General features: G+C 72.5%; 20 protein-coding genes and 7 tRNA genes. 11 read left to right on the plus strand and 16 right to left on the minus strand.

The features are described from left to right. The first annotated feature begins 22 nt into the window (after nucleotides 1-22). Nucleotides 23-748: a 3'-5' exonuclease gene (locus AB0N31_RS09700; protein WP_366057863.1), complete on the plus strand. Its 726-nt coding sequence runs from the start codon at nucleotides 23-25 to the stop codon at nucleotides 746-748. Nucleotides 749-820: 72 nt separating this feature from the next. Here AB0N31_RS09700 and AB0N31_RS09705 read toward each other — a convergent pair. After that, nucleotides 821-892 (minus strand) — tRNA-Val (locus AB0N31_RS09705). A 39-nt stretch (nucleotides 893-931) separates the two neighbouring features. After that, a complete protein-coding gene (locus AB0N31_RS09710; protein WP_366057864.1) occupies nucleotides 932-1,378 on the minus strand; it encodes an SRPBCC family protein in 447 nt (148 codons plus the stop codon). Between the two features lie 103 nt (nucleotides 1,379-1,481). On the opposite strand from AB0N31_RS09710, the gene AB0N31_RS09715 reads away from it, so the two are divergent. Further along, entirely contained in the window at nucleotides 1,482-3,821 is a 2,340-nt protein-coding gene (locus AB0N31_RS09715; RefSeq protein ID WP_366057865.1) for a hypothetical protein, read from the plus strand. A gap of 49 nt (nucleotides 3,822-3,870) precedes the next feature. On the opposite strand, the gene AB0N31_RS09720 is transcribed toward AB0N31_RS09715, so the two are convergent. The 7 genes from AB0N31_RS09720 to AB0N31_RS09750 form a co-directional block, all read right to left on the minus strand. After that, a complete protein-coding gene (locus tag AB0N31_RS09720) occupies nucleotides 3,871-6,609 on the minus strand; it encodes a Tat pathway signal sequence domain protein (RefSeq protein WP_366057866.1) in 2,739 nt (912 codons plus the stop codon). 103 nt (nucleotides 6,610-6,712) lie between these two features. Then, nucleotides 6,713-7,312: a hypothetical protein gene (locus AB0N31_RS09725; RefSeq protein WP_366057867.1), complete on the minus strand. Its 600-nt coding sequence runs from the start codon at nucleotides 7,310-7,312 to the stop codon at nucleotides 6,713-6,715. Between the two features lie 10 nt (nucleotides 7,313-7,322). Beyond that, nucleotides 7,323-8,198, minus strand: coding sequence for a carbohydrate ABC transporter permease (locus AB0N31_RS09730; protein WP_366057868.1), 876 nt, complete (start codon nucleotides 8,196-8,198; stop codon nucleotides 7,323-7,325). Continuing rightward, the gene (locus AB0N31_RS09735; protein WP_366057869.1) at nucleotides 8,195-9,151 is read right to left on the minus strand and encodes a sugar ABC transporter permease; all 957 of its coding nucleotides are present in this window, start codon (nucleotides 9,149-9,151) and stop codon (nucleotides 8,195-8,197) included. Before AB0N31_RS09735 ends, AB0N31_RS09730 begins: the two co-directional genes overlap by 4 nt. A gap of 14 nt (nucleotides 9,152-9,165) precedes the next feature. Continuing rightward, entirely contained in the window at nucleotides 9,166-10,455 is a 1,290-nt protein-coding gene (locus AB0N31_RS09740; protein WP_366057870.1) for an extracellular solute-binding protein, read from the minus strand. Between the two features lie 1,026 nt (nucleotides 10,456-11,481). After that, nucleotides 11,482-11,553: transfer RNA gene (locus AB0N31_RS09745), tRNA-Val, on the minus strand. A gap of 81 nt (nucleotides 11,554-11,634) precedes the next feature. Next, complete coding sequence (locus AB0N31_RS09750) at nucleotides 11,635-12,093, minus strand: TIGR02611 family protein (protein ID WP_366057871.1); 459 nt, start codon at nucleotides 12,091-12,093, stop codon at nucleotides 11,635-11,637. A 191-nt stretch (nucleotides 12,094-12,284) separates the two neighbouring features. Here AB0N31_RS09750 and AB0N31_RS09755 point away from each other — a divergent pair, with 191 nt between their 5' ends. Continuing rightward, on the plus strand, nucleotides 12,285-12,698 hold the full coding sequence (locus AB0N31_RS09755; protein ID WP_004002642.1) for an SsgA family sporulation/cell division regulator: 414 nt from the start codon (nucleotides 12,285-12,287) through the stop codon (nucleotides 12,696-12,698). A 277-nt stretch (nucleotides 12,699-12,975) separates the two neighbouring features. Next, on the plus strand, nucleotides 12,976-13,536 hold the full coding sequence (locus tag AB0N31_RS09760; RefSeq protein WP_366057872.1) for a CGNR zinc finger domain-containing protein: 561 nt from the start codon (nucleotides 12,976-12,978) through the stop codon (nucleotides 13,534-13,536). Nucleotides 13,537-13,597: 61 nt separating this feature from the next. Here AB0N31_RS09760 and AB0N31_RS09765 read toward each other — a convergent pair whose 3' ends face one another. Together AB0N31_RS09765 and AB0N31_RS09770 are read right to left on the minus strand one after the other, a co-directional pair. Then, complete coding sequence (locus tag AB0N31_RS09765) at nucleotides 13,598-13,750, minus strand: hypothetical protein (protein ID WP_020128804.1); 153 nt, start codon at nucleotides 13,748-13,750, stop codon at nucleotides 13,598-13,600. 227 nt (nucleotides 13,751-13,977) lie between these two features. Continuing rightward, the gene (locus tag AB0N31_RS09770) at nucleotides 13,978-14,424 is read right to left on the minus strand and encodes a hypothetical protein (RefSeq protein WP_366057873.1); all 447 of its coding nucleotides are present in this window, start codon (nucleotides 14,422-14,424) and stop codon (nucleotides 13,978-13,980) included. Nucleotides 14,425-14,659: 235 nt separating this feature from the next. Here AB0N31_RS09770 and AB0N31_RS09775 point away from each other — a divergent pair, with 235 nt between their 5' ends. Then, nucleotides 14,660-15,202 (plus strand): DsbA family protein, encoded by a 543-nt coding sequence (locus tag AB0N31_RS09775; RefSeq protein WP_366057874.1) that lies wholly within the window; start codon nucleotides 14,660-14,662, stop codon nucleotides 15,200-15,202. A 6-nt stretch (nucleotides 15,203-15,208) separates the two neighbouring features. On the opposite strand, the gene AB0N31_RS09780 is transcribed toward AB0N31_RS09775, so the two are convergent. The 3 genes from AB0N31_RS09780 to AB0N31_RS09790 all read right to left on the minus strand — a co-directional run bounded on the left by AB0N31_RS09780 (nucleotide 15,209) and on the right by AB0N31_RS09790 (nucleotide 17,964). Next, the gene (locus AB0N31_RS09780; protein ID WP_366057875.1) at nucleotides 15,209-16,027 is read right to left on the minus strand and encodes a GNAT family N-acetyltransferase; all 819 of its coding nucleotides are present in this window, start codon (nucleotides 16,025-16,027) and stop codon (nucleotides 15,209-15,211) included. A gap of 75 nt (nucleotides 16,028-16,102) precedes the next feature. Beyond that, complete coding sequence (locus tag AB0N31_RS09785) at nucleotides 16,103-16,924, minus strand: aminodeoxychorismate lyase (protein ID WP_366057876.1); 822 nt, start codon at nucleotides 16,922-16,924, stop codon at nucleotides 16,103-16,105. Then, nucleotides 16,921-17,964: a chorismate-binding protein gene (locus AB0N31_RS09790; protein ID WP_366057877.1), complete on the minus strand. Its 1,044-nt coding sequence runs from the start codon at nucleotides 17,962-17,964 to the stop codon at nucleotides 16,921-16,923. The genes AB0N31_RS09785 and AB0N31_RS09790 overlap by 4 nt, the downstream gene beginning before the upstream one ends. 177 nt (nucleotides 17,965-18,141) lie before the next feature. On the opposite strand from AB0N31_RS09790, the gene AB0N31_RS09795 reads away from it, so the two are divergent. The 5 genes from AB0N31_RS09795 to AB0N31_RS09815 all read left to right on the plus strand — a co-directional run bounded on the left by AB0N31_RS09795 (nucleotide 18,142) and on the right by AB0N31_RS09815 (nucleotide 18,599). Then, nucleotides 18,142-18,214: transfer RNA gene (locus AB0N31_RS09795), tRNA-Gly, on the plus strand. A gap of 38 nt (nucleotides 18,215-18,252) precedes the next feature. Then, nucleotides 18,253-18,326 (plus strand) — tRNA-Cys (locus AB0N31_RS09800). Between the two features lies 1 nt (nucleotide 18,327). Then, nucleotides 18,328-18,399 (plus strand) — tRNA-Val (locus tag AB0N31_RS09805). 19 nt (nucleotides 18,400-18,418) lie between these two features. Continuing rightward, nucleotides 18,419-18,490: transfer RNA gene (locus tag AB0N31_RS09810), tRNA-Val, on the plus strand. Nucleotides 18,491-18,527: 37 nt separating this feature from the next. After that, nucleotides 18,528-18,599 (plus strand) — tRNA-Val (locus tag AB0N31_RS09815). Nucleotides 18,600-18,654: 55 nt separating this feature from the next. On the opposite strand, the gene AB0N31_RS09820 is transcribed toward AB0N31_RS09815, so the two are convergent. Continuing rightward, nucleotides 18,655-18,945 (minus strand): zf-TFIIB domain-containing protein, encoded by a 291-nt coding sequence (locus AB0N31_RS09820; protein WP_366057878.1) that lies wholly within the window; start codon nucleotides 18,943-18,945, stop codon nucleotides 18,655-18,657. An 81-nt stretch (nucleotides 18,946-19,026) separates the two neighbouring features. Beyond that, nucleotides 19,027-19,962 carry an aminoglycoside phosphotransferase family protein gene (locus AB0N31_RS09825; protein ID WP_366057879.1) on the minus strand — a complete coding sequence of 312 codons (936 nt, stop codon included), beginning with the start codon at nucleotides 19,960-19,962 and terminating at the stop codon, nucleotides 19,027-19,029. A 283-nt stretch (nucleotides 19,963-20,245) separates the two neighbouring features. Here AB0N31_RS09825 and AB0N31_RS09830 point away from each other — a divergent pair, with 283 nt between their 5' ends. Then, entirely contained in the window at nucleotides 20,246-21,001 is a 756-nt protein-coding gene (locus tag AB0N31_RS09830) for an SDR family NAD(P)-dependent oxidoreductase (RefSeq protein ID WP_366057880.1), read from the plus strand. Nucleotides 21,002-21,028: the final 27 nt, after the last annotated feature.

A 21,028-nucleotide genomic window follows, 5' to 3' on the forward strand; every position in this document is an offset into this window, starting at 1 on the left:
ACGAGCGAGGGGCTGGGTGGATATGACGTGCTGGTACGAGGGGCCGCTGGCGGCCTTCGACACGGAGACGACGGGCGTCGACGTCGAGACCGACCGGATCGTGTCGGCCGCGCTGGTCGTGCAGGACGCGCCGGGTCACCGGCCCCGGGTGAGCCGGTGGCTGGTGAACCCGGGCGTGCCGGTGCCCGAAGGGGCGACGGCGGTCCACGGCCTGACGGACGAACACCTGCAGCGCAACGGCCGCTGGCCGGCGCCGGTGATGTACGAGATAGCCGAACTGCTCGGCGAGCAGGCGGCGGCGGGGCGGCCGTTGGTGGTGATGAACGCGCCGTTCGACCTGACGCTGCTCGACCGCGAGCTGCGCCGGCACCGCGCGTCCACGCTGGGGCACTGGCTGGAGCCGGCGCCGCTGCGGGTGCTGGACCCACGCGTCCTGGACAAGCACCTGGACCGCTACCGCAAGGGCCGCCGCACGCTCACCGACCTGTGCGGGCACTACGGCGTGACGCTGGCCGAGGCGCACGACGCGGCCGCGGACGCGCTGGCCGCGCTGGAGGTCGTGCGGGCGCTGGGCCGGCGTTTCGCGGCCCGGCTGGAGCGGCTGTCCCCCGCCGAGCTGCACGCGCTCCAGACGTCCTGGCACGCGGCGCAGGCCCGCGGGCTCCAGGCGTGGTTCGCGCGCAGCGGCGCCCCCGAGACGGTGGACACGTCCTGGCCGCTGCGCCCGGCGCTGTCGGCAGCGGCGTGACACGGGGCGCCCGGCCGGCCCGCGGGGGCATGCAAAAAGCCGGTCCGCGTGATGCGGACCGGCCTTTCCCGGTGGGCGATACTGGGTTCGAACCAGTGACCTCTTCGGTGTGAACGAAGCGCTCTCCCACTGAGCTAATCGCCCGGGAACGGACTGAACAATACAGGTCCCCTCGGGGTTCCTTCAAACCGCTTCGAGATACCGGAGCAGGCCGCGCCGCCCGGCCCTCATCATCAGCCGGTGGTTGGCGCGGAACAGCGGACGCCCGGGCACGGCGAACCTCCTGAGCAGCGGCTTGGTGACGTCGACGACCTGCTCGTAGCGGGCCAGGCTCCCGGAGCCGTGCGCGGTGACCGTCCAGCGCGCCCAGCCCTCGAGGTCCCCGGCCATCGCGATCTCCAGCACACCGGCCACCGGGTCCCGCCGCACCTCGCGCGCGGTGAAGGTCACGCTGTAGGGCAGGAGCGAGCGGACGGTGACGACGCCGGTGGTCTCGTCCAGCCGGGTCACCTCCCGGACCTGCGGCCACCAGCGCGGATAGTCCTCGGCCCGCTCCAGCGCCGCGTGGACGGCGGCGGGCGGCGCGGGCAGCGGCCACCGGCTGAGGAAACGGTAGTGGTTGAGGTCCATGCGTCGAGTGTGCCCGCCCGCGGGCCGGGAAGGCCGGGATCTGAGTACGCCCTGAGTAGCCACGCTCATGCCCCACGGCGGGACGCGAGCCACACTCCGTTCCATGACGCACCTTCCGCCCCCGGCCGAGGAGCTGCGGCTCCTCGACGCGGAGCTGTGGCAACTGGACGCCCGCCGGGCCCAGTTGCTCGCGCGCCGCGCTTGGCTGGTCGCCTCGCTCCAGTCGTCGCGCCCGGTCGCGCCGCCCCTGCCCCCGGCCGCGCCGCGCCCCGAGGCGAGCGCCCCGCGGGTCCAGAACGTGCTCCTGCTGCTCGGCGGCGTCCTGCTCACCGTCGCGGCGATCGCGTTCACGCTCGTCAGCTGGGGGCACCTCGGGATCACCGGACGGGCCCTGGTGCTCGGCACGGTCACGCTGGCGGTGCTCGCCGCGCCGCTGCCGCTGCTGCGGCGCGGGCTGCGCTCGACGGCGGAGTCGGTGGCCGGTCTCGGCCTGGCCCTGACGGTGCTGGACGCCTACGCCCTGCACGAGGCGGCCCTCGCCGGCACCGACGGCACGGGCTACGCGGCGGCCGCCGCGGCGGTGCTCGTCGGGCTCTGGGCGGCGTACGGCCGCGGTCTCGGCGCGCTGCGGCTGCCGCTGCCCGCGGCACTGGTGGCGGCCCAGCTCCCCCTGACCCTCTGGTCGGTCGCGGCGGGCGCGGACCCGTACGCGGTCGCCACGGCGCTGCTGGCGACGGCCGGCCTCGACACGGTCCTGGCACTGGTGCTGCCGGCCGGTGCCGTCGGTGCCGTCCGGGTGACCGCCACCGCCGGCGGGTACGGCCTGGGCGGCTGGGGCGTTCTGGCGGCGGGCTGGCTGTCGTGGACGGCCACCGGTCCGGGCGACGCCGCCCGCGCGGCGGCGCTCCTCGCCTTCGCGGCGGTGATCGCGCTGGTGGCGGCCGCGCGGCTGCCGGAGACGGGCGTCGCGACGGGCACGGCGGTCGCCGGAGGCCTGCTGCTGGTGGCGGCGGCCGGCGGCCCGCTGCGGGCCGCCTTGCCCGACGGCTGGGCGGTCCCGGTCCATCTGGCGTTCGGCGTCGCGCTGTCGGCGGCGGTGCGCGCGGACCGGCTCCCCGAGCCGGTGCGGCAGGGGCTGATCCGGGCCGCCGCCGTCGTGCAGGCCCTCGCACTGCTGTGGGCGGTGCCGCTGGTGGTCGTCACGCTGCTGGGACCGCTCGGCTGGGCGGAACGCCCCTGGCGGGGCGAGCCGTCGGACGCCCGCGCCGCGGTCACCGTGCACACGCCGTGGCCGCCGTACGCGGGGCAGGCCCTCCTCGTCCTGGTGGCCGTCGCCGGCGTCCTGTTCCTGGCCGGGCGGCACGAGGCCCGGCGGCCGTGGGCGCGGACCGGGGCACTGGTCCTGGCCTGGGCGGCCTGCGTGGCCCTCCCTGCGGTGCTCGGACTGCCCTACGTCGCGGCCCTGGCGATGCTGGGTGCCGTGACGGCGGCGACGGCCTTCCTGCCGACGCCGTGGCCGGCTCTGGCCGGCTCGCTCCACCTGGCGTTCCTCTCCCTGGCGTCGCAGTCGGCGACCCTGACCGTCCTGTCGGCGCTGACCGTGTCGTGTGCGACGGCGTCCCGGTGGCCCCGCCTCGCCCCGGTCGCGGCGCCGGGCGCCCTCGGGTACGCCGCCGCGCTGGCCGTCGCGACCGGCGCCGCGGCGGGACTGCAGCCGTCCCACACGGCGCTGCTCGTTCTCTGTGTCCCCGTGGCCGCGGCTCTGGCCGCCGCCCGGCTCGGCGCGTCAGCGGCGACCGTGCCGGTCGAGGTGACGGGAACCGCCGCCGCACTGCTCGCCCTGGGCCTGGCGGCGCCCGACGCGCCGATGCTGGCCACGGTGCTGGCGGCCTGCGGCGTGATCGCCGCGGGCACGGCGGCCCGGCCCGACCGCCGTCAGGCCGCGTACCCGGCCGCCGCCCTGTTCGTGCTGGCCACCTGGGTCAGGCTCGCCGCCTGGGATGTCATCACCCCGGAGGCGTACACCCTTCCCGTGACCGTCCCGGCGCTGCTCGTCGGGGCCTGGCGCCGGCACCGCGATCCGCTGACCGGATCCTGGACGGCGTACGGCCCCGGCCTGGCCGCGACCCTGGTGCCGAGCCTCGCCGCGGCCTGGCGCGACCCGGAGTGGCCGCGCCCGCTGCTGCTGGGCGCGGCCGCCCTGTTGGTCACCCTGCTCGGCGCCCGGCACCGGCTGCGGGCCCCGCTGGTCCTCGGCGGCTCGGTGCTGGTGCTGGACGCCCTCCACGAACTGGCCCCCTACCTGGTGCAGGTGGCCGACGCGCTCCCCCGCTGGGTGCCCCCCGCACTCGCCGGAGTCCTGCTGCTCGCCGTGGGCGCGACGTACGAGCGGCGGCTGCGGGACGTCCGGCACGTGCGGGAGGTCCTGGGCAGGATGAACTAGCCCTCGAGGAACCGTTCCTCCCGGAACCGGCCCTTCGCGAACCGGCCCGCTACGACGGCATCCTGTCGCCGAGGAGTGCCAGGTTCTCGATGGCGGCGAGGCCGTAGAGCGCGGTGTCGTTGGTGGACACCCATGCGGCCTCGCTGCCCGGCACCAGGGTGGCGGGACCCCTCAGTGCCTCCGTCTTCCAGGGCGCGGACTCCTTGTAGCCGTCGGAGTTGTAGAACTTCTCCCAGGCCCGCTTGGCGAGTTTTTCGTCCCCGGTCTGCACGGCGGCGTACGCGTCGAGGCGGGAGTGGCCCTGGAACAGCAGCAGGGTGCCGAAGTTGGAGCCGTAGCGGGCCGTCTGCTCGGCCTTGGTGGCGTTGAAGTAGCGGCAGTAGTCGAAGTAGGCCTCGTTGAACTTCGGCATGTCCACGAGGTGGATCAGCTCGGCGCACAGCTCGTTGAGGCCGAAGACGGCCGAGAGGTGCGAGACGCCGACGGCGGGCTTCTCGGCGACGGCGAACTTCCCGGTGTCCAGGTCGTAGAGGCCGGTGCCCTGGACGAAGCCGTTGGGCTGGGCGGCGATCGTCTCCATCGTCGACAGCACGCGCGCCCTGGCCTTCTCCCACTTGGGGCCCTTGCGCTCCCACTCCGTGAGCCAGGCCGACACCAGGCCGCTCCAGTCCGTGCCGAAGCCGATCGACAGGGCGTGCCGGTCGGGGGTGTACGGCTCGGTGCGGATCTTGCGGATCGGGTCCAGGACGAGGAACGTCTCGTCGGAGTCGACGTTGGCGTGCATGAGGTCGCCGACGCGCTCGTCCGCCGTGAGGAAGTAGTAGTAGCGGCGGTACGTCGTGTTGGCGATGCGCTGCTGTTTGGCGCTGTCGGCGTAGTGCTGGACGCCGTGCCGGGTGCCGAGGCCGGCCCACTGGCCGAGGTGGTACACGTCCACCTCGCCGGTGTGCCGGGTCATCGCCTCGGCGAAGCGGAAGATGTCCGACCGGCCGCTGCGCAGGTACGCGAACCAGAGCCAGAGGTCCGGCGACAGTTCGGAGTTGTCCCAGGCGTAGCCGCCGATGTCGTACCGCCACTGGTGTCGCACGGTGTCGTAGGTGTGCATGATGTCGCCGTAGTCCCAGAAGCCGTACCAGCGGCGCTGCTCCACCTGGTCCTTGTAGTAGGTGAAGAGGAAGTCGAGGTGGTCCTCGATCCTGGCCTTGGCGGGGGTGGAGCGGTCCGGCTCGGAGTAGAGGCCCGGGCCGAAGACCTGGGCCTTGATGAGCTGCTTGGGCGGGGCGGCGAGCTGGGGCAGCACCCGGACGGCCTCGACCTGTTCGGCGAGCTGCGCGGGGGTCGGCGTCGACTCGTTGGCCCAGAAGAGGAGTTCGGAGGTACGGGCGATGCCGTAGGGGGTGCCGAAGCCGGGCTCGTAGTCCTCGTAGGTGATGTTGAGGCCCTCGAGCTGTTCGGCGAAGGTGTCCTGCTCCATGCCGTCGTGGTAGAACCGCAGGTCCATGGGCTGCGCCTCGGGCGACCAGAGCCAGAGGGTGACCTCAGCCTCCTCGGTCTGGGCGTCGCGGATGTCGAGCTGGGCGGGGAACTTCTCCCAGAAGTCCCGCAGCCCGAAGGAGAGTCCGCCGCTCGCCCCGCCGACGTATCCGAAGCCGGAGGCGCGCCTGCCGCCGCCGGCGCCGATCCAGCCGTGGCCCTTCTTGGTGCGCTTGCGCACGGTGAAGCCGTCGGCGGAGAGCTGGGACAGGGTGTAGTCGCCCCATTCGGGGATGTACTGGAGCCGGGTGGTGACCCGCTGGTCCCAGGTGGCCGGGTCGGGCAGCTTCTCGCCCGCGTACTGGGCCGCCTGCACGGCCGCGCCGGGGTCGCGGCGCAGGCCGGTGATGCCCTTGACGGCCTCGCGCAGCAGCCCGGTGCCCTCGCCGCCGATGCGGATGTGACGGTCGTAGGCCGCGTCGCGCATCGGGACGGTGAAGCGCACGCCGAGGCCGCGGATGAAGTCGCCGCCGGCCTTGCCGGGCTCCTGCGTGCCGTCGTAGGTGATGGTGTGCACCATGCGGAAGGAGTCGGCGCCCGCGTAGAAGTAGAGGCGGATCGAGAAGGGCAGCCAACTGCGGCTGCCCTTGCGGTGCTTGCCGTCGATGCGGACGACGGCGCGGACCGGGCCCTCCTGCTCGACGGTGACGGCGTCGACGGCCCCGTCGAAGCGTTCGGTCTTGACGGCGCCCTGGTCCCCGTCCTCGATCTCGGGCTGCCTGATCAGCACCAGACGGCCGTTCCTGGCGATCTCGGTGGAGCCGCGGGTGACCGACTTGACGAGGGTGGCGCCGGACTTGCCGATCTTCGCGGTGATGACACCGGTCGACACGTCGATGGTGCCGCCGCTCTTGTCGACGGTGACCTTCTTGGCGGGGGCGGCCGGCGCCCCGGCGGCCAGGGTGAGCTTGCCGTTGCCCGAACTCACCGCGTGGGCGGTCCACTTGAGCGATCCGTCCGGCCAGTAGGCGATCGGCCAGGACTGCACGGGGACGGCCTTGCCGTCGGCATCCGTCAGCGCGAAGGTCTGGTCCTCCCGGTGGACGCCCATCGGCCAGGGCACGCCGAGGGTGGAACCGGGGGCGGCGCCGAGGCCGCCGTCCTCCAGCCAGTCCAGGGTGACCGGGTCGGCGTCCGCGGGCGCCGTCGCGGGGGCGGCCTCGGCGTTCTTCGTCCCTAGCGCCCAGGAGAACTGCGCGGCGGCTCCGGCGACGGCCGCCGCCTTGAGGAGGGACCTGCGGGGGATGGGAGACATGGGATGCTGCCTTTCCTTCCGTGCGGAATGCAGGGGGTGGTCAGGGGCATGACAGAATGAGGTCCGGCGCCCGGGGCGCCGGCCCGGAGAGGGGCACCGCCCGTCAGCGGTGCCGGTGACGCTCCTCGACGGCGACGGCCGCCGCCGCGACGGCCCCCAGCACGGGGACCGCCAGCGGCGCGATGAACATGGCGGACAGCGCCACGACGCCCAGCCCGCCGACGATCAGGAAGGACCCTGCGGGGTCGAGCACCGTCCGGCGTCCGGCGTCCGCGAGCAGGGTCCGCCAGGAGGCTCCCGGCGTCCAGACGGCCGTCGCCCGCAGCAGGGCCACGACCAGCCCGATCAGTGCGAACAGACCGACGGCCCCGACGAACGGCCCGCCGGGCAGCCCGGCCCGCGCGGCCTGGACGTCCACCCAGACCGCGGCGCCCGCCGCCCACCCGGCGAGCCCGACGGCCCAGCCGCGGCGCAGGGCGGCCCGGAAGTCCGCGACGAACTCCCGCAGGCCGCCGCCCTCATGACGCGTACGCCGTCGCAGATGCCGTGCGCCGGCGGCGAGGGCGGCGGGGTAGGTGACGACCCCGAGACAGGCCACGGCGATCCACACGCCGGTGAGCAGACACTCGGCGAACACCGCGAAGCGCTCGCCGGACACGGACTCCCTGCGCGGGGAGCGGTCCTTCACGCGTGCTTGCGCCATGGTGACCGCCTCAGCCCTTCAGTCCGGACGTCGCCATACCGTCGATGAGGTAGCGCTGGAAGGCCATGAAGAAGGCGATGACCGGCACCAGCGCCACCAGCGACATCGCGATCATGCTGCCGTAGTTGGAGATGCCCTCCTGGTCGCGGAACATCATCAGGCCGAGCGAGACGGTGTACTTCTCGGGGGTGTTGAGGTAGATCAACGGCCCCATGAAGTCGTTCCACGCGTTGATGAAGGTGAAGATGGCGCTGGTGATGAGGGCGGGCCGGCACAGCGGCAGCACGATGGACCAGTAGGTCCTCAGGTGGCCGCAGCCGTCGAGTTTGGCGGCCTCGTCCAACTCGCGCGGCAGCCCGCGCATGAACTGCACCATCAGGAAGACGAAGAACGCCTCCGTGGCCAGGAACTTGCCCGCGACGAGCGGCACCAGCGTGTCGACGAGCTCCAGGTTGCGGAACATCACGTACTGCGGGATGAGCAGGACGTGATACGGCAGCAGCAGCGTGCCGATCATCAGTGTGAACAGCAGGTTCCGCCCGGCGAACCGGATCTTGGCGAAGGCGTACGCGGTCAGCGAGCTGGACACCACGACACCGGCCACGGCGAGCACCGCGTACATCAGCGAGTTGACGAAGAAGCTGCTGATGGAGATGCCGGAGATGCCGTCGGCGAGTCCGGAGAAGTTCGCCCAGACCGGCTCGGTGGGCAGCAGGTCGAGACTGGCGATGATGTCCTTGCTCGGCTTGAACGAGGCTCCGACCACCCAGATCACGGGATACAGGACGACCGCGAGGATGACGAGCGCGCCCACGTGCCAGGCGATCGATCCGGTGCGCCGCCGCTCGTCCGCGGTACGCGCGGCAGGGCTGGTGGCAGTGGTCACTTGGCGGCCTCCTCGTAGTGCACCCACTTCTTCTGCGACCAGAACAGGACCGCCGTGACGAGCGCCACCGCGATCACCAGCGTCCAGGCCATCGCGGAGGCGAAGCCCATCTGGGCCTCCTTGAAGCCCTTCTGGTAGAGGTAGCAGGTGTAGACGAGCGTGGCGTCGGCGGGCCCGCACCGGGTGTCGGAGACGACGTACGCGGAGCCGAACACCTGGAACGCGTGGATGGACTCCAGCAGCACGTTGAAGAACAGCACCGGGGAGATCATCGGAAGCGTGATGTTCCAGAACCTGCGGAAGGGTCCGGCCCCGTCCACCTCGGCGGCCTCGTACAGCTCCCGCGGAACCTGCTTGAGGCCGGCCAGGAAGATGACCATGGGCGCGCCGAACTGCCAGATGCTCAGGGCCACCAGGGCGTAGAGGACGTAGTCCGGGTTGCCGATCCAGCCGCCCACGTCGAGACCGAAGATCTTCTGCGTGCGGTCCACGACCGCGTCGTCCGAGAACAGCGCCCGCCACACGAAACCCACGGAGACGCTGGCGCCGATGAGCGAGGGCATGTAGAACGCGGCCCGGTACAGGCCCTGGCCGCGCCGCTTCTGCGCGAGCAGCAGCGCGACGCCGAGCGCGAGCAGCAGCTTCAGCGGAGTGGCCACGACGACGTACTTCAGCGTGACCTCCACCGACTTCTGCCAGCGCGGGTCCTCGAACATCGTCGTGAAGTTGTCCAGCCCCACCCACTGGGGCGGCGTGAACAGGTTGTAGCTGGTGAACGCGTAGTAGAGGGACGCGATCATCGGTCCCGCCGTGAGCAGCAGGAACCCCGCGATCCACGGCGACATGAAGAGATAGCCGGCGAGGTTCTCGCGGCGCCGCCCGCGCCGCCCGGCGACGGGAGCGGCGGACCGCTTCCCGGCCGAGCGCACGGGCGCTTCCTTGACGAGCGTCATGATGGTACGTCCCCTCAGCCCGCGAACGCGGCCTTGGCCTCGCTGAACAGCGCCTTGGCGGCGGCGGCCGGCTTGGACTTGCCCTGGGCGACCTCACCGCCCAGCCGCAGGAACGCCGCCTCGATGACGTCGGCGCCGGACGGGTGGGGGGTGATCTTCCCGAGCACGCCGGCCGCGGCGACCTCCTCCTCGTACGCCTTGACGCCCTTGTTGTTGTCGTCGGTGGGCGTGAACGCCTCGTACTGCTCGGTCGTGGCGAGGATGCCGCGGTCGTAGCCCATGATCTTGCCGACCTCGGGGTCGTGCACCATGAAGTCGATGAACTGCGCGGCCTCCTTGGGGTGCTTGGTCCCGGAGAAGGCGCTGAGCATCAGCGAGCCGAGGTACTGGCCGGTGTTCTTGCCGTCCCGGGTGGGGATCGGCGCGAGCCCGTAGTCCGACTCGCCCTCGCCCTGGTAACGGATGGAGAAGTTGTCCCAGGTGAACTCGGACGCGGCGAGCCCCGCCGAGAGAGCGGACTTGGGCTTGGCCTGCTCGACCTTCTTCGGGTCGGCGACGAGCCCGGACTTCACGCGCTTGTAGCCGTCCTCCCACCACTGCGTCAGGTCGTCCTCGGTGAATCCGAGGTCGGAGTCGGTGAAGAAGGCCTTGCCGTTCTGGCGCAGGTACAGGTCGTAGAGGTACATGATGCTGAAGTAACCGGTGTCGCCGGCGATCTTCAGCTTGTCCTGGACCGTCTGGAGCGCGTCGAAGTACTCGTCCCAGGTCCAGCCGAACTTCGCCTCGACGCCCGCCTTCTTGAAGGCGTTGAGGTCGATGACGAGCGCCATGGTGTTGGCGCCGACGGGGACGCCGATCTGCTTGCCGTCGACCTGACCGTTCGCCAGAACGCCGTTGCGGAAGTTCTCCAGGCGCAGATTGCCCGCGTCCGCCTGCGTCTTGAGGTCCATCAGAACGCCGCGCTTGTCGTACTTACGCAGGAAACCGACCGCATTCTGGAAAACGTCCGGCGGATTCCCGCCGGAGGCCTGGGTCTGGAACTTCTCCCAGAACGCCTCGTAGTCGGTGAATTCAGGCTTGATCTTGATCTTCGGGAACTTCTTCTCGAAGAGTGCGATCGTCTTCTTGATCGCAATGGTGCGCGGCTCGCCGCCCCACCACGCGTAACGGAGCGTCACCGTCCCGTCGGAGGAAGCGCCTCCGCTCCCTCCGCAGCCCGTGGTCGCGGCCAGGCCGAGCGTCGCCGCTGTGGCCCCTGCCGCCTTCAGGATCGTTCGCCTCTCCACATTCCTGCTGGTTCCCACAGCCGGCCTCCCCGCAGCGTCGTTGCCGCTTGCATGAATCGTTTCAAGAAAGCGCTTGCTGGCACAAGGTACGAGGGGGTTGGGGGAGCGTCAATGATTCGGACAGGAATTTCTCGATCGGCGACTACGGGGCATCGGGACACCGCGGAGCTGACGCCCCGCCATCAGCAGGGCGAACGTGCAGGTCGGGGGCGCCCGTTCGGTCACCCGGACGGGGACGGGCGGTTCGCCCGGCCGCTGCGGGCGGCTGAAATGTGCCTGCCGCGGCGGGACGGGAGAGTCGGGAGGGGCGGCGGGAGGCGGGGCGGTGCCGGGGCGGGTGACCTGCTCGGGGCGAAGACCTCGGGCGCGTTGCCCGGAGGTGCTGTGGAGACGGGACCGGTCGGTTCCTGATCGTGCGTGGACCGGGCTCTCGGTCGATCCCTCGACGGAGAACGCGATCGATCCCGCCCGTCGCCCCGACTGCCCGTCCGGCCGCCCTGACCGGCCGCCCTGACCGGTCGGGGCGGCAGAGCCCACCGGCACTCCGATCGGTACTCCGACGCCGGAGCGCGGGACGGGGGCCGCCCCGTGGACACCGCGACCTCGGACCGCCCGACGTCGACCGGCCACGCCAGGTCGATCCGCGGCGTCCGTCGCGCCGGCCTGCGGAGGACCCCCGTCCGAGGTCACCCCGAGGTCACCCCGCGGAGGCCCCGCGCAGGACCGTCGCGCCGGGACCGGCCGCCGGGAGCAGGCCGCAGGGGCGGGACACGGGAGCCGCCCGTACGGCCCGGTCACGGAACTGGCCGCAGGGGCCGGTCACGGCGGCCCGGTCGCAGGAGCCGGAAGGGCCGGCGCGGGTCACGCCCGAGGACAGCGGTCACGGGCCGTCCACCGCGGCGGGGGCCGTCGGCGACCGTTGCACCCCCGCGTACGTCCGCGACGCGGGAAGTGCGGGCCTTCGCGGGCGGCGCGGCAGTCCAGGAGGGCCCGCACACACGACGGCGGCCCGTCTGCTCTGTGCAGACGGGCCGCCGTGCCGGGTGGGCGATACTGGGTTCGAACCAGTGACCTCTTCGGTGTGAACGAAGCGCTCTCCCACTGAGCTAATCGCCCGGGCGCAGGAAGTACATTACCGCATGTCAGCGGGTCCCCGTGACCATGGCCGGGCCGCCGCCCCCGCGCCTCGGCGGCGGTTCACTGGTCCTTGATCTTCCAGGGCATCACGACCCCGAACTTCCACACGTAGAAGCCGACGACGGCCGTGACGATCACGAGTCCGATCGAGGTCAGGATGATGTTGCGGCGTCTGACCTTCGGGTCGAGCGCGCGCTGCGCCGCCTCGGTGACCTTGCGTTTGGTCCAGCGCAGCACCAGCTGGGCCCAGACGAACTCGGTCGCCCAGATCGCCATGCCGCCGAAGATCACGACCCAGCCGGGGCCGGGCAGCGGCAGCATGACGATGCCGGCGACCACGACCGCGAGACCGACGACGAAGATCCCGACCTGCCAGCTCAGGTGCAGGAACCGGCGGGCTCTGATGAACTCCGGGGCCCTGGAACCGAGGGCCTGCTCCTGCCGCTCCGCCGCCCCGTCCGACCTCGCGTCGTTCGCCGCCATGGCCACCTCGCCCGCAGCGTCACTCCCCGTATTCATACAGCCAAACCCTACCCGAGAGATTCGAGTCACCGTAATGGTGGTACTCCGCGATCACACCCTGGGCCGGAAGAGTTACGTAAACGCACGCAAACCACGCAGAGGGGTTTACAACGGCACCGTAGGTGGCATGTCGATTTCGCCGACGTGCGAATCCCCGAGCGCACACTGAGCGAAAGGCCCTGGCGCTTATGAACACCACGGTCAGCTGCGAGCTGCACCTGCGCCTCGTTGTGTCGAGCGAGTCCTCCCTGCCTGTCCCCGCAGGCCTGCGGTACGACACGGCCGACCCCTACGCCGTGCACGCCACCTTCCACACCGGAGCCGAGGAAACCGTCGAGTGGGTGTTCGCCCGCGACCTCCTCGCGGAGGGCCTGCACCGGCCCACGGGCACCGGCGACGTCCGAGTCTGGCCGTCGCGCAGTCACGGTCAGGGCGTCGTCTGCATCGCCCTGAGCTCCCCGGAGGGGGAAGCACTGCTCGAGGCCCCGGCGCGGGCCCTGGAATCCTTCCTGAAGCGGACGGACGCGGCCGTGCCCCCGGGCACGGAGCACCGTCACTTCGACCTCGATCAGGAGCTCTCGCACATCCTGGCGGAAAGCTAGGGAGAGGGCTCCCCCTGAGCTGCCCGGCGCCGTCCACTCGGGGAGACGGCTCGGGCTCGGACAACAACCGCATAGGGCATGCGCCGACGCCGCGCCACGGTTCATCCGTGGGGCGGCTTCGGCGTGCGCGCCGGGCCCCGTGGCCGCCGCCCCCGTCCGCCGGCGGACGGCTGCGCGATTCCGGCCTCGACCGACCGGTGGTCGGACGGCCCGGTGCGGCTACCATCGGCCAGCATCGGCGGGCGCCCGCCCGACCCTCCAGGCCAGGGAGCGAAACGTGCTGATCACCCACGACACCCGGTGTGCGCTCGATGCCGTGGTGGATCTGGTGAACACCGCACCGGAGGACGACACCGCCCCGGACGGGCTGCCGGATGTCGCCGCCCTCGGGGATTTCGTGCGGAAGCACGAGATCAGCGACGTCGGTGTGCTCTCCGAGTTCGATCTGTCCGCGGTGCGCAAGGTCCGGGGACGGTTCGCCCGGATCTTCGCGGCTCCGGAACCCCGCGCCGCCGCCGCGCTCATCAACGAGCTGATCGCCGCCGCGGGCACCACCCCCCGGCTCACGGACCACGACGGCTACGACTGGCATGTGCACTACTTCGCCCCCGGCGCCTCGATCGCCGACCATCTCGCGGCGGACTGCGGGATGGCCCTGGCCTTCTTCGTGGTGGCCGGGGAGCAGGAGCGGCTGCGGCGCTGCGAGGCCCCGGACTGCCGTCGCGCCTTCGTCGACCTCTCCCGCAACCGGTCACGCCGTTACTGCGACAGCCGCACCTGTGGCAACCGCCTGCATGTGGCCGCCTACCGGGCGCGCCGCAAGGAGGCGGCGGGCTGAGGTCCTCGCCCGCGACGCCGACGCGGCCCCGGCGGGTGGCGCCGGGGACCGCGGGTACGGCTCAGAGCAGCAGCAGGTCGTGCAGCGAGGCCATGAGCAGCAGACACCCGATCACCGCCAGGAAGATCATCAGCGGTGGCTGGGAAAGGGCGAAGAGGCACCCGCGCGGCTCGTCCTGAGGGGGCGCGGCATCACTCTGTGTCGTGTCCAGCATCTCGCGGGCGATGATGACGCAGGCGGCGTACCGTACGCGATCAGCGCGCCCGGATTGAGCGGTTGTTCGCCGAATTCCGTGATGTCGGTTTCCGGTCGTGATCACTTCCGCGCGCGTGCGGCCCGACTGTGTCGTTTCCGCCGCGGGGCGGTCCTGCCGGGCGAGACGCCGTCAGCCGCGGTGACGTACTGGTGCCGGGCCGTCACCGGCCGCCGGTCGGCACCGCTTCATATGCCGTGCTTCTTGAGGATGGCCTCGATGTCGCTGAAGTCGTCCGAGGGGGTCGCCCGGGGCGCGGCGGCGGGGCGGGAGGCGGGCCGGGCGCCCTGCCCCAGCGAGGGTGCCGACGCGGCGGGCGCCACGGCGCCGTCCGGTGCGGAGCGCGCCGCCGCCCTGCGCTCCTTGCGGGTGCCGCCACCCCTGCGGCGCTCGACCGCGCGGGTGGTCGCGAACAGCGCCCAGGCGGCACCGAGGACGCCGAAGCCGGCCCAGGCCGTCGGGCTGAAGGCGGTGTCGGCGGCCCACTCGACGACCCCCGTCATCACCAGGCCGAGGGGCACCAGTGCGTAGGCCGCTGTCCGGGCCGCCGCCAGGAAACGCTTGCGGTACGCCGTGACGGCCGCGATGCCCAGCCCGGCCGCGGCGACGGCGGAACACACGGTCTCGGCAATCATCCGGTCCTCCAGACACGGGACACTCGGGCAGAGGCGGTACGGCTCCGCACCGCTGCGGAAGCGGCACTTCGCTCCTCCATCCTGCACCTGCGAGTGGCCGCCGGGCCATGCTTCAGCCGGACATCAGGGACATCTCCGGGTCGGCTCCTCCCCAGGTGCCGGTGGGCGCCGTACCCCGCGGCGGTGCGGGCCGTCCGGATTGGGGGGCCGGGGCGGGGGCTGGGAGACTGGGGGCATGAGCGACTCCTCCCCCGCGGCCGTCCCGGCGCCCGATTCCGCCCGTCCCGCCGTCGTCCTCGACGTCTGGTGCGAGCTCCAGTGCCCGGACTGCCGTACCGCCCTGGCCGATCTCCGAGCCCTGCGCGAGCGCTACGGCGACCGGCTGGAGCCGCGACTGCGGCACTTCCCGCTGGAGAAGCACCGGCACTCCTTCGCCGCGGCCCAGGCCGCCGAGGAGGCCGCGGAGCAGGGGCGGGGCTGGCCGTACGTCGAGGCGGTGCTGGCGCGGGTCGAGGAACTGGACCGCGGGGGAGAACCCTTCCTGGTCGAGGTGGCACGGGAACTGGGTCTGGACGCCGAGGAGTTCGACACGGCGCTCATCGACGGGCGGCACATCCTGATCGTCGACGCCGACCAGGCCGAGGGCAAGGCGATCGGCGTCACCGGCACCCCGACGTACGTCATCGGCGGCGATCTCCTCGACGGCGGCAAGAGCCAGGAGGGGCTCCGCGAGCGCGTCGAGGAGATCGCGGACCGGCTGCTGGCCGGGCAGGGCTGAGGCGTCTCAGAGCAACTGCTTGTAGAGGGAGTACCCCACCGGCACGTAGCCGAGTGAGTCGTAGAGGCGCTCGGCGGGCGTGTTTCCCTCGAAGACGTTGAGGCCGATGACGGGCTTGCCGGCGGCGATCGACTGGGCCTCGGCCAGCAGCATCAGGGTGCGGCCGTGGCCCCGGCCGCGGAAGGGCTCGTCGGTCTCGACGTCGAACACGAAGGCCTTGTCGCCGGCGAAGGACATCCACAGCGTGCCGACCCTGCCGCCCTCGTGCTCCAGGACGCTGAACAGCATGTCCTCTGTGGCCACGCCCCGCGGCAGTCGGTTGTCCCGCCGGGACTTGGCCCAGGCCTCCTCCTCGGGGACACCGCGGTCGATCCAATCCTGCGCGTACTCCACGACGCCCCGCTGGCGCCAGGGCCCGAACTCGGCCTCGGTCATGGGTCTGGCCCGGCTGCCGTCGGGCAACCGGGGCGGAACGGTGCCGAGCGGCTTCTCCATCCCGCGGTTGCGGTGGACGTACCCGAGCGCGTGCGCCAGTCGCAGGGCGGCCTCGGCCTCGGCGGGCACCCGGATCTCGATCCTCCGGCAGCCCCAGCCGCGCGCCACCTCCTCGGCGGCGAGCGCGGCGACCGCGCCCCGGCCACGCCCGCGGTCGGCCTCCTCGACGCGCAGGTCGTCGATGCGGGCGACCGCCGGACCGAAGTCGGGATGGGTCGAGAGGTGGACCGCGCCGACGGGGCGGCTGTTCACGCACACCTGGAAGCGGCGGGACAGCGCCCCGTCGGCGCTGCGCTGGAGCGGCTCGGTCGGCCGCAGGGTCGTGGTCATCACGGGTGTTCTACCCGCTGCCGCGCCTCGGGGCAGCCGAATAACCGGGGCGGGCGGGGAAGGTGACGGCAGAACTCAGGGATCCAGGCCGTCGGCCGCCCGTTCGTCGAAGACGCGCATCGCCTTGGCGGTCACGGGCCCCGCGACGCCCGGCAGTTCGCGGCCGTCGACGCGGTGCACGGCCTGGACGTCCCGCAGGGTGGAGGTGAGGAAGACCTCGTCGGCGCGCTCCAGCACGTCCAGCGGCAGGTCGGTCTCCTTGGCGCCGGTCCACTCGACGGTCAACTCGCGGGTGATGCCCGCGAGGCAGCCGGAGGCGAGCGGCGGGGTGTGGATCTCGCCGTCCAGGACGACGAAGACGTTCGACCCGGTGCCCTCGCAGAGCTGACCGACCGTGTTGCCGAACAGTGCCTCGCTGGCGCCGTGTCGGTGGGCGCGGGCCAGGGCGACGACGTTCTCGGCGTACGACGTCGTCTTCAGGCCGGTGAGGGCGCCGCGTTCGTTGCGGGTCCAGGGGACCGTGACCGTGGCCGTGGAGTCGGGGCGGCGGCTGGTCTCGCCGAGGGCGACGACGAGGGTCGGCCCGTGCTCGCCGCGGTCGGAGCCGAGGGGCCCGTGGCCGCCGGTGTAGGTGATGCGCAGCCGGCCGAGCGGCATCGGGTTCGCGGCCAGGACGGCGGCGCAGGCGCGGCGGACCTCGTCGAGGTCGGGGTCGGGCAGGCCGAGGCCGCGCGCGGAGCGGGTCAGCCGGTCGAGGTGCCGGGTGAGCGCGAACGTCCCGCCGTCCACCGCCTTCACGGTCTCGAAGATGCCGTCGCCCACGGTCAGGCCGTGGTCGAAGACGGAGACACGGGCGGACTCGCTGTCCTGCAGCCCGCCGTCGAGCCAGATCTTCACGTCAGTCCCTCTCCACTCGCCTCGTACGTTCCCGACGCTACCGCGAGCAGCCGGGACGCCTTCAGCTCGGTCTCCCGCCACTCCGCCTCGGGGTCGGAGCCCCAGGTGATGCCGGCTCCGGTGCCGAAGCGCAGGGCGCCGGCCTCGCGGTCGATCCAGAAGGTGCGTATGCCGACGGCCAGCTCGCCGGTGCCCCGGTCGGCGTCGACCCAGCCGACGCCGCCGCAGTACGGGCCGCGCGGTGCCGTCTCCAGTTCGTCGATGATCCGCAGGGCGCTGGACTTGGGGGCGCCGGTGACGGAGCCCGGCGGGAACGCGGCGGCGAGCAGTTCGGGCCAGCCGGCGTCCTCGCGCAGCTCGCCGCGGACCGTGGACACGAGGTGGACCAGGCCCGGGTGCTTCTCCACGGCGCACAGGTCGGGCACGGTCACGCTGCCGGTGGCGCAGACCCGGCCGAGGTCGTTGCGGACCAGGTCCACGATCATCACGTTCTCGGTGTGGTCCTTCTCGAGGAGGTCCGCCTCGGTGCGTCCGGTCCCCTTGATGGGCCCGGACTCCACGACCCGCCCGTTCCGCCGCAGGAACAGCTCCGGGGACGCGGTGGCGATCTCGACCCCGTGCCCCGGCAGCCGAATCGTTCCGGCATACGGCGCCGGGTTGCCGCGGGCGAGCAGGGCCGTCAGCGCGTCCGGGTCCGCGCCGCGGGGCAGCGGCGCGGACAGCACCCGGCACAGGTTCGCCTGGTAGACCTCGCCGGCCGCGATGTACGCACGGATCCGGCGGACCCCGGCCGTGTACGCCGCGCGGTCCAGGGACGACGTCCAGTCACCGGCCGCGGGCCCCCTCCACTCCCCCGGCACCGGAGCGGGCACCGGCTCGACCCGTACGTCGGCGAAGCGGGCGCAGACCAGACGGCCCTCGAAATCGGCGGAGACGGCCCAGAAACCGGTGGAGTCCAGGGCCTCCGGGTCTTCCGTGACGTCGAGGAGGCCGGTGGCGACGCGGTCGCCGAAGCGGGCGAGAGGAGGGAGGTGGAGCACGGTGTCGAGTCTAGGGCGGGTGTCCCGGGGGTGGCCCGGGGATGTCCCGGCGGTGGCCCGGGCGGGTGCTCGGCGGGACGCAGCGCAGCACGCTGCACAAACGCGTTTTTGTACTGGCCCCGGAATCCGCTAGAGTTCAACTCGTCGCCGGGCCGCGGGAGCGGACCGAAACGACAGGCGGACGTAGCTCAGTTGGTAGAGCGCAACCTTGCCAAGGTTGAGGTCGCGAGTTCGAGCCTCGTCGTCCGCTCGAAGGAAGAAGGGGACTTCCCGGTCCCCTACACTCCTGGTGGAGTGGCCGAGAGGCGAGGCAACGGCCTGCAAAGCCGTCTACACGGGTTCAAATCCCGTCTCCACCTCCAAGGACGATTAGCTCAGCGGGAGAGCGCTTCCCTGACACGGAAGAGGTCACTGGTTCAATCCCAGTATCGTCCACTGGATCTTCGGATCCCCCGCGCGATTAGCTCAGCGGGAGAGCGCTTCCCTGACACGGAAGAGGTCACTGGTTCAATCCCAGTATCGCGCACGCAGCATCCACGACCCCTGGCCGTGGTCATTCCCGAGGACGATTAGCTCAGCGGGAGAGCGCTTCCCTGACACGGAAGAGGTCACTGGTTCAATCCCAGTATCGTCCACGCACCGGAGCCCCCGGCCGCCCAGCGCGGCCGGGGGCTCCTTCGTGTGCACGGCTCAGCTGGAGAAGAGCATGTGCCCGAAGCTCTTGTGGCGCTTGTTGTGCCCGTAGTGACCGCCGTGGCCACCGTGCGGGGCGCCCCAGGCGGGAGCGGCCGGAGCGGCGGGGTATCCCTGCGGGGCGGGCGGGGGCGGCGGGGCCTGCTGGGTCCACTGGGACTCCACGCGGGTCAGCGCCTCCAGCTCGCCGTAGTCGAGGAAGATTCCCCGGCAGTTGCTGCACTGCTCGATCTGGACGCCGTTGCGGTTGTACGTGTGCATCGGTGCGTGGCACTTCGGACACTGCATGTTTCGGCTCAACTCCTCGCCGGTCGGTCCTGCTTCGCCTGTCACCAGGACAGACTCTGTCCCGCTGCGGTCAGTTGCACCCTACTGCGCGGAGTCCGGCGCCGACGGGTCCGGTACCGGACCCATGCGCGCGCAGGCGTCGACGAGGGCCCACTCGACCTCGTCCAGCTCCCTGCCCCCGGCGAGGGCCTTGGTGAGGGCGCGGGCGGCGGTCTGGACGGTGAGGGCGCGGGCCGGGACGTCGAGGGCGGGCCAGGGGTCGCCGTCGACGGGGACGGCGGAGCCGCCGGCCTGCCGGTAGGCGGTCAGGAAGCGGGTCCACTCCTCGGGCGGGAGCAGCCCGCAGGCGTACCAGGCGGCGGGGCGGGCCAGGTCCCAGGCGGGGACTCCGACGCCCAGGTCGTCGACGTCGATGAGGCGCCACGGGCCGTCGGGGGCGGGGTGGCGGACCAACTGCCCGAGGTGGAGGTCGCCGTGGCAGACGGTGGTGTCATCGGGCATCGGGGCCTCGCCGCGGGCCCAGGCGGGCAGGCGGGTCCAGGCGTCCAGGACGGGGCCGGCCTCGGGACGGGCCCCCGCCTCGCGGAGACGGGCCACGGCGCGGGCGGCCTTGACGGGGCCGCGCATCGGAGGCAGCGGGGTCGGGGCGGGGGTGCGGTGGAGGCGGGCGAGGAGGCTGCCTGCGGCTTCCCAGGGGGCGGCGTCCGGGTCCTGCGGGTCCACGGGGGCGCCGTACGGCCAGAAGGTGACGAGCCGGGTGTCCAGGACGGTGGGCGTCGGGGTGAGCGGGGGCAGGAAGACGTCGGGGAGGCGGGTGGCGGTGGTGAGGCGGGGGACGAGGGCGGCGGGGTCGGTGTCCGGGGCGTGGGCCTTGGCGACGGTGTCGGCGTGGCGGACGACGGTGGCGTCAGGGCGGTCGGCGAGGGTGGCCGCACCACAGGGGCAGGTGGGGGTGCGGGTGTGCGCGTGGGCTCGAGCGCGGGAGGTGAGTCCGGCGAGCAGGGGGTGGGTGGGCACGGGGCTCCCTGGGGCGGTGCGGGTCTGCTCCGCAGGGTACGGCGGTGGGGCGGGTGGGTGCTGCCGGGCGAGCGGTGCCGCCGCGGGGTGAGGGGGGTTCGCCCTCGCCGCCCCTTCCCGTCCCGGACCTGGGGGGTTGCGCCCCCGGACACCCGCTGTCGGCCCTGAGCGGACGCATCCCCTACGGAGCATCCCTCACGAACAAGGTCTTCTTCGTCACCGGCGCCGGGCGCGGGCCCGGCGCGGACGTCGCCCGCCAGGCCCTGGCAGCCGGCCACCAGGCGTGGCCACCGGACGCCGCCCGGAGCGCGTCGCGGAGGCCCTCGGCGGCGAGCAGGCAGGCCTCCTGGCCACCGCCCTGGACATCACCGCCCCGGACGCCGCCGAGGCAGCCGTGCAGGCCGCCGTCGACCGCTTCGGCCGCATCGACGTCCTGGTCGACAACGCGGCCGACTTCTACGCGGGCTTCCGCGAAGAGCTCTCCTCGACGCAGGTCCGCGCCCGGATCGAGACGAACCTGTCCGGCCCGACGAACTTCACGCGCGCCGTCCTGCCCGTCATGCGGGCCCAGCGCTCCGGGCACGTCATCACCGTCTCCTCGCTCGCCGGCGCGGTCGGTGTCGACCTCTGCGTCGCCTGCTCGGCCGCCGAGTTCGGCGTCGAGGGCCTCATGGAGACTCTGCACCACGACGTGGAGCACTTCGGCATCCGCACCACGATCGTCGAGCCGGGCTTCTTCCGCACCGAACTGCTGGTGGACGCCTCCACCACCTACGCGGACGGCTCCATCGACGACTACGCCGAGCGCACCGCCGCCACGAAGAAGCAGGGGGAGGAGATGAACGGCCGGCAGCCGGGCGACCCGGCCAAGCTCGCCGACGCCCTGCTCGAGGTCTCCGGCCTCGAGCAGCCGCCCCTGCGGTTCGTCGCGGGCGACGACTGCCTCGCCGCCGTCGAGGTCAAGGCCGAGCAGCTGCTCGACCAGGTGGAGGCCTCCCGCGAGCTGGGCTCCGGCCTCGCCCACACCGACGCCTCCTGACCACCCCGCACCACCCCGTCCCGTCCG

The sequence above is a fragment of the Streptomyces sp. NPDC051051 genome (assembly GCF_040682975.1).
In the GTDB taxonomy this organism is placed as follows: domain Bacteria; phylum Actinomycetota; class Actinomycetes; order Streptomycetales; family Streptomycetaceae; genus Streptomyces.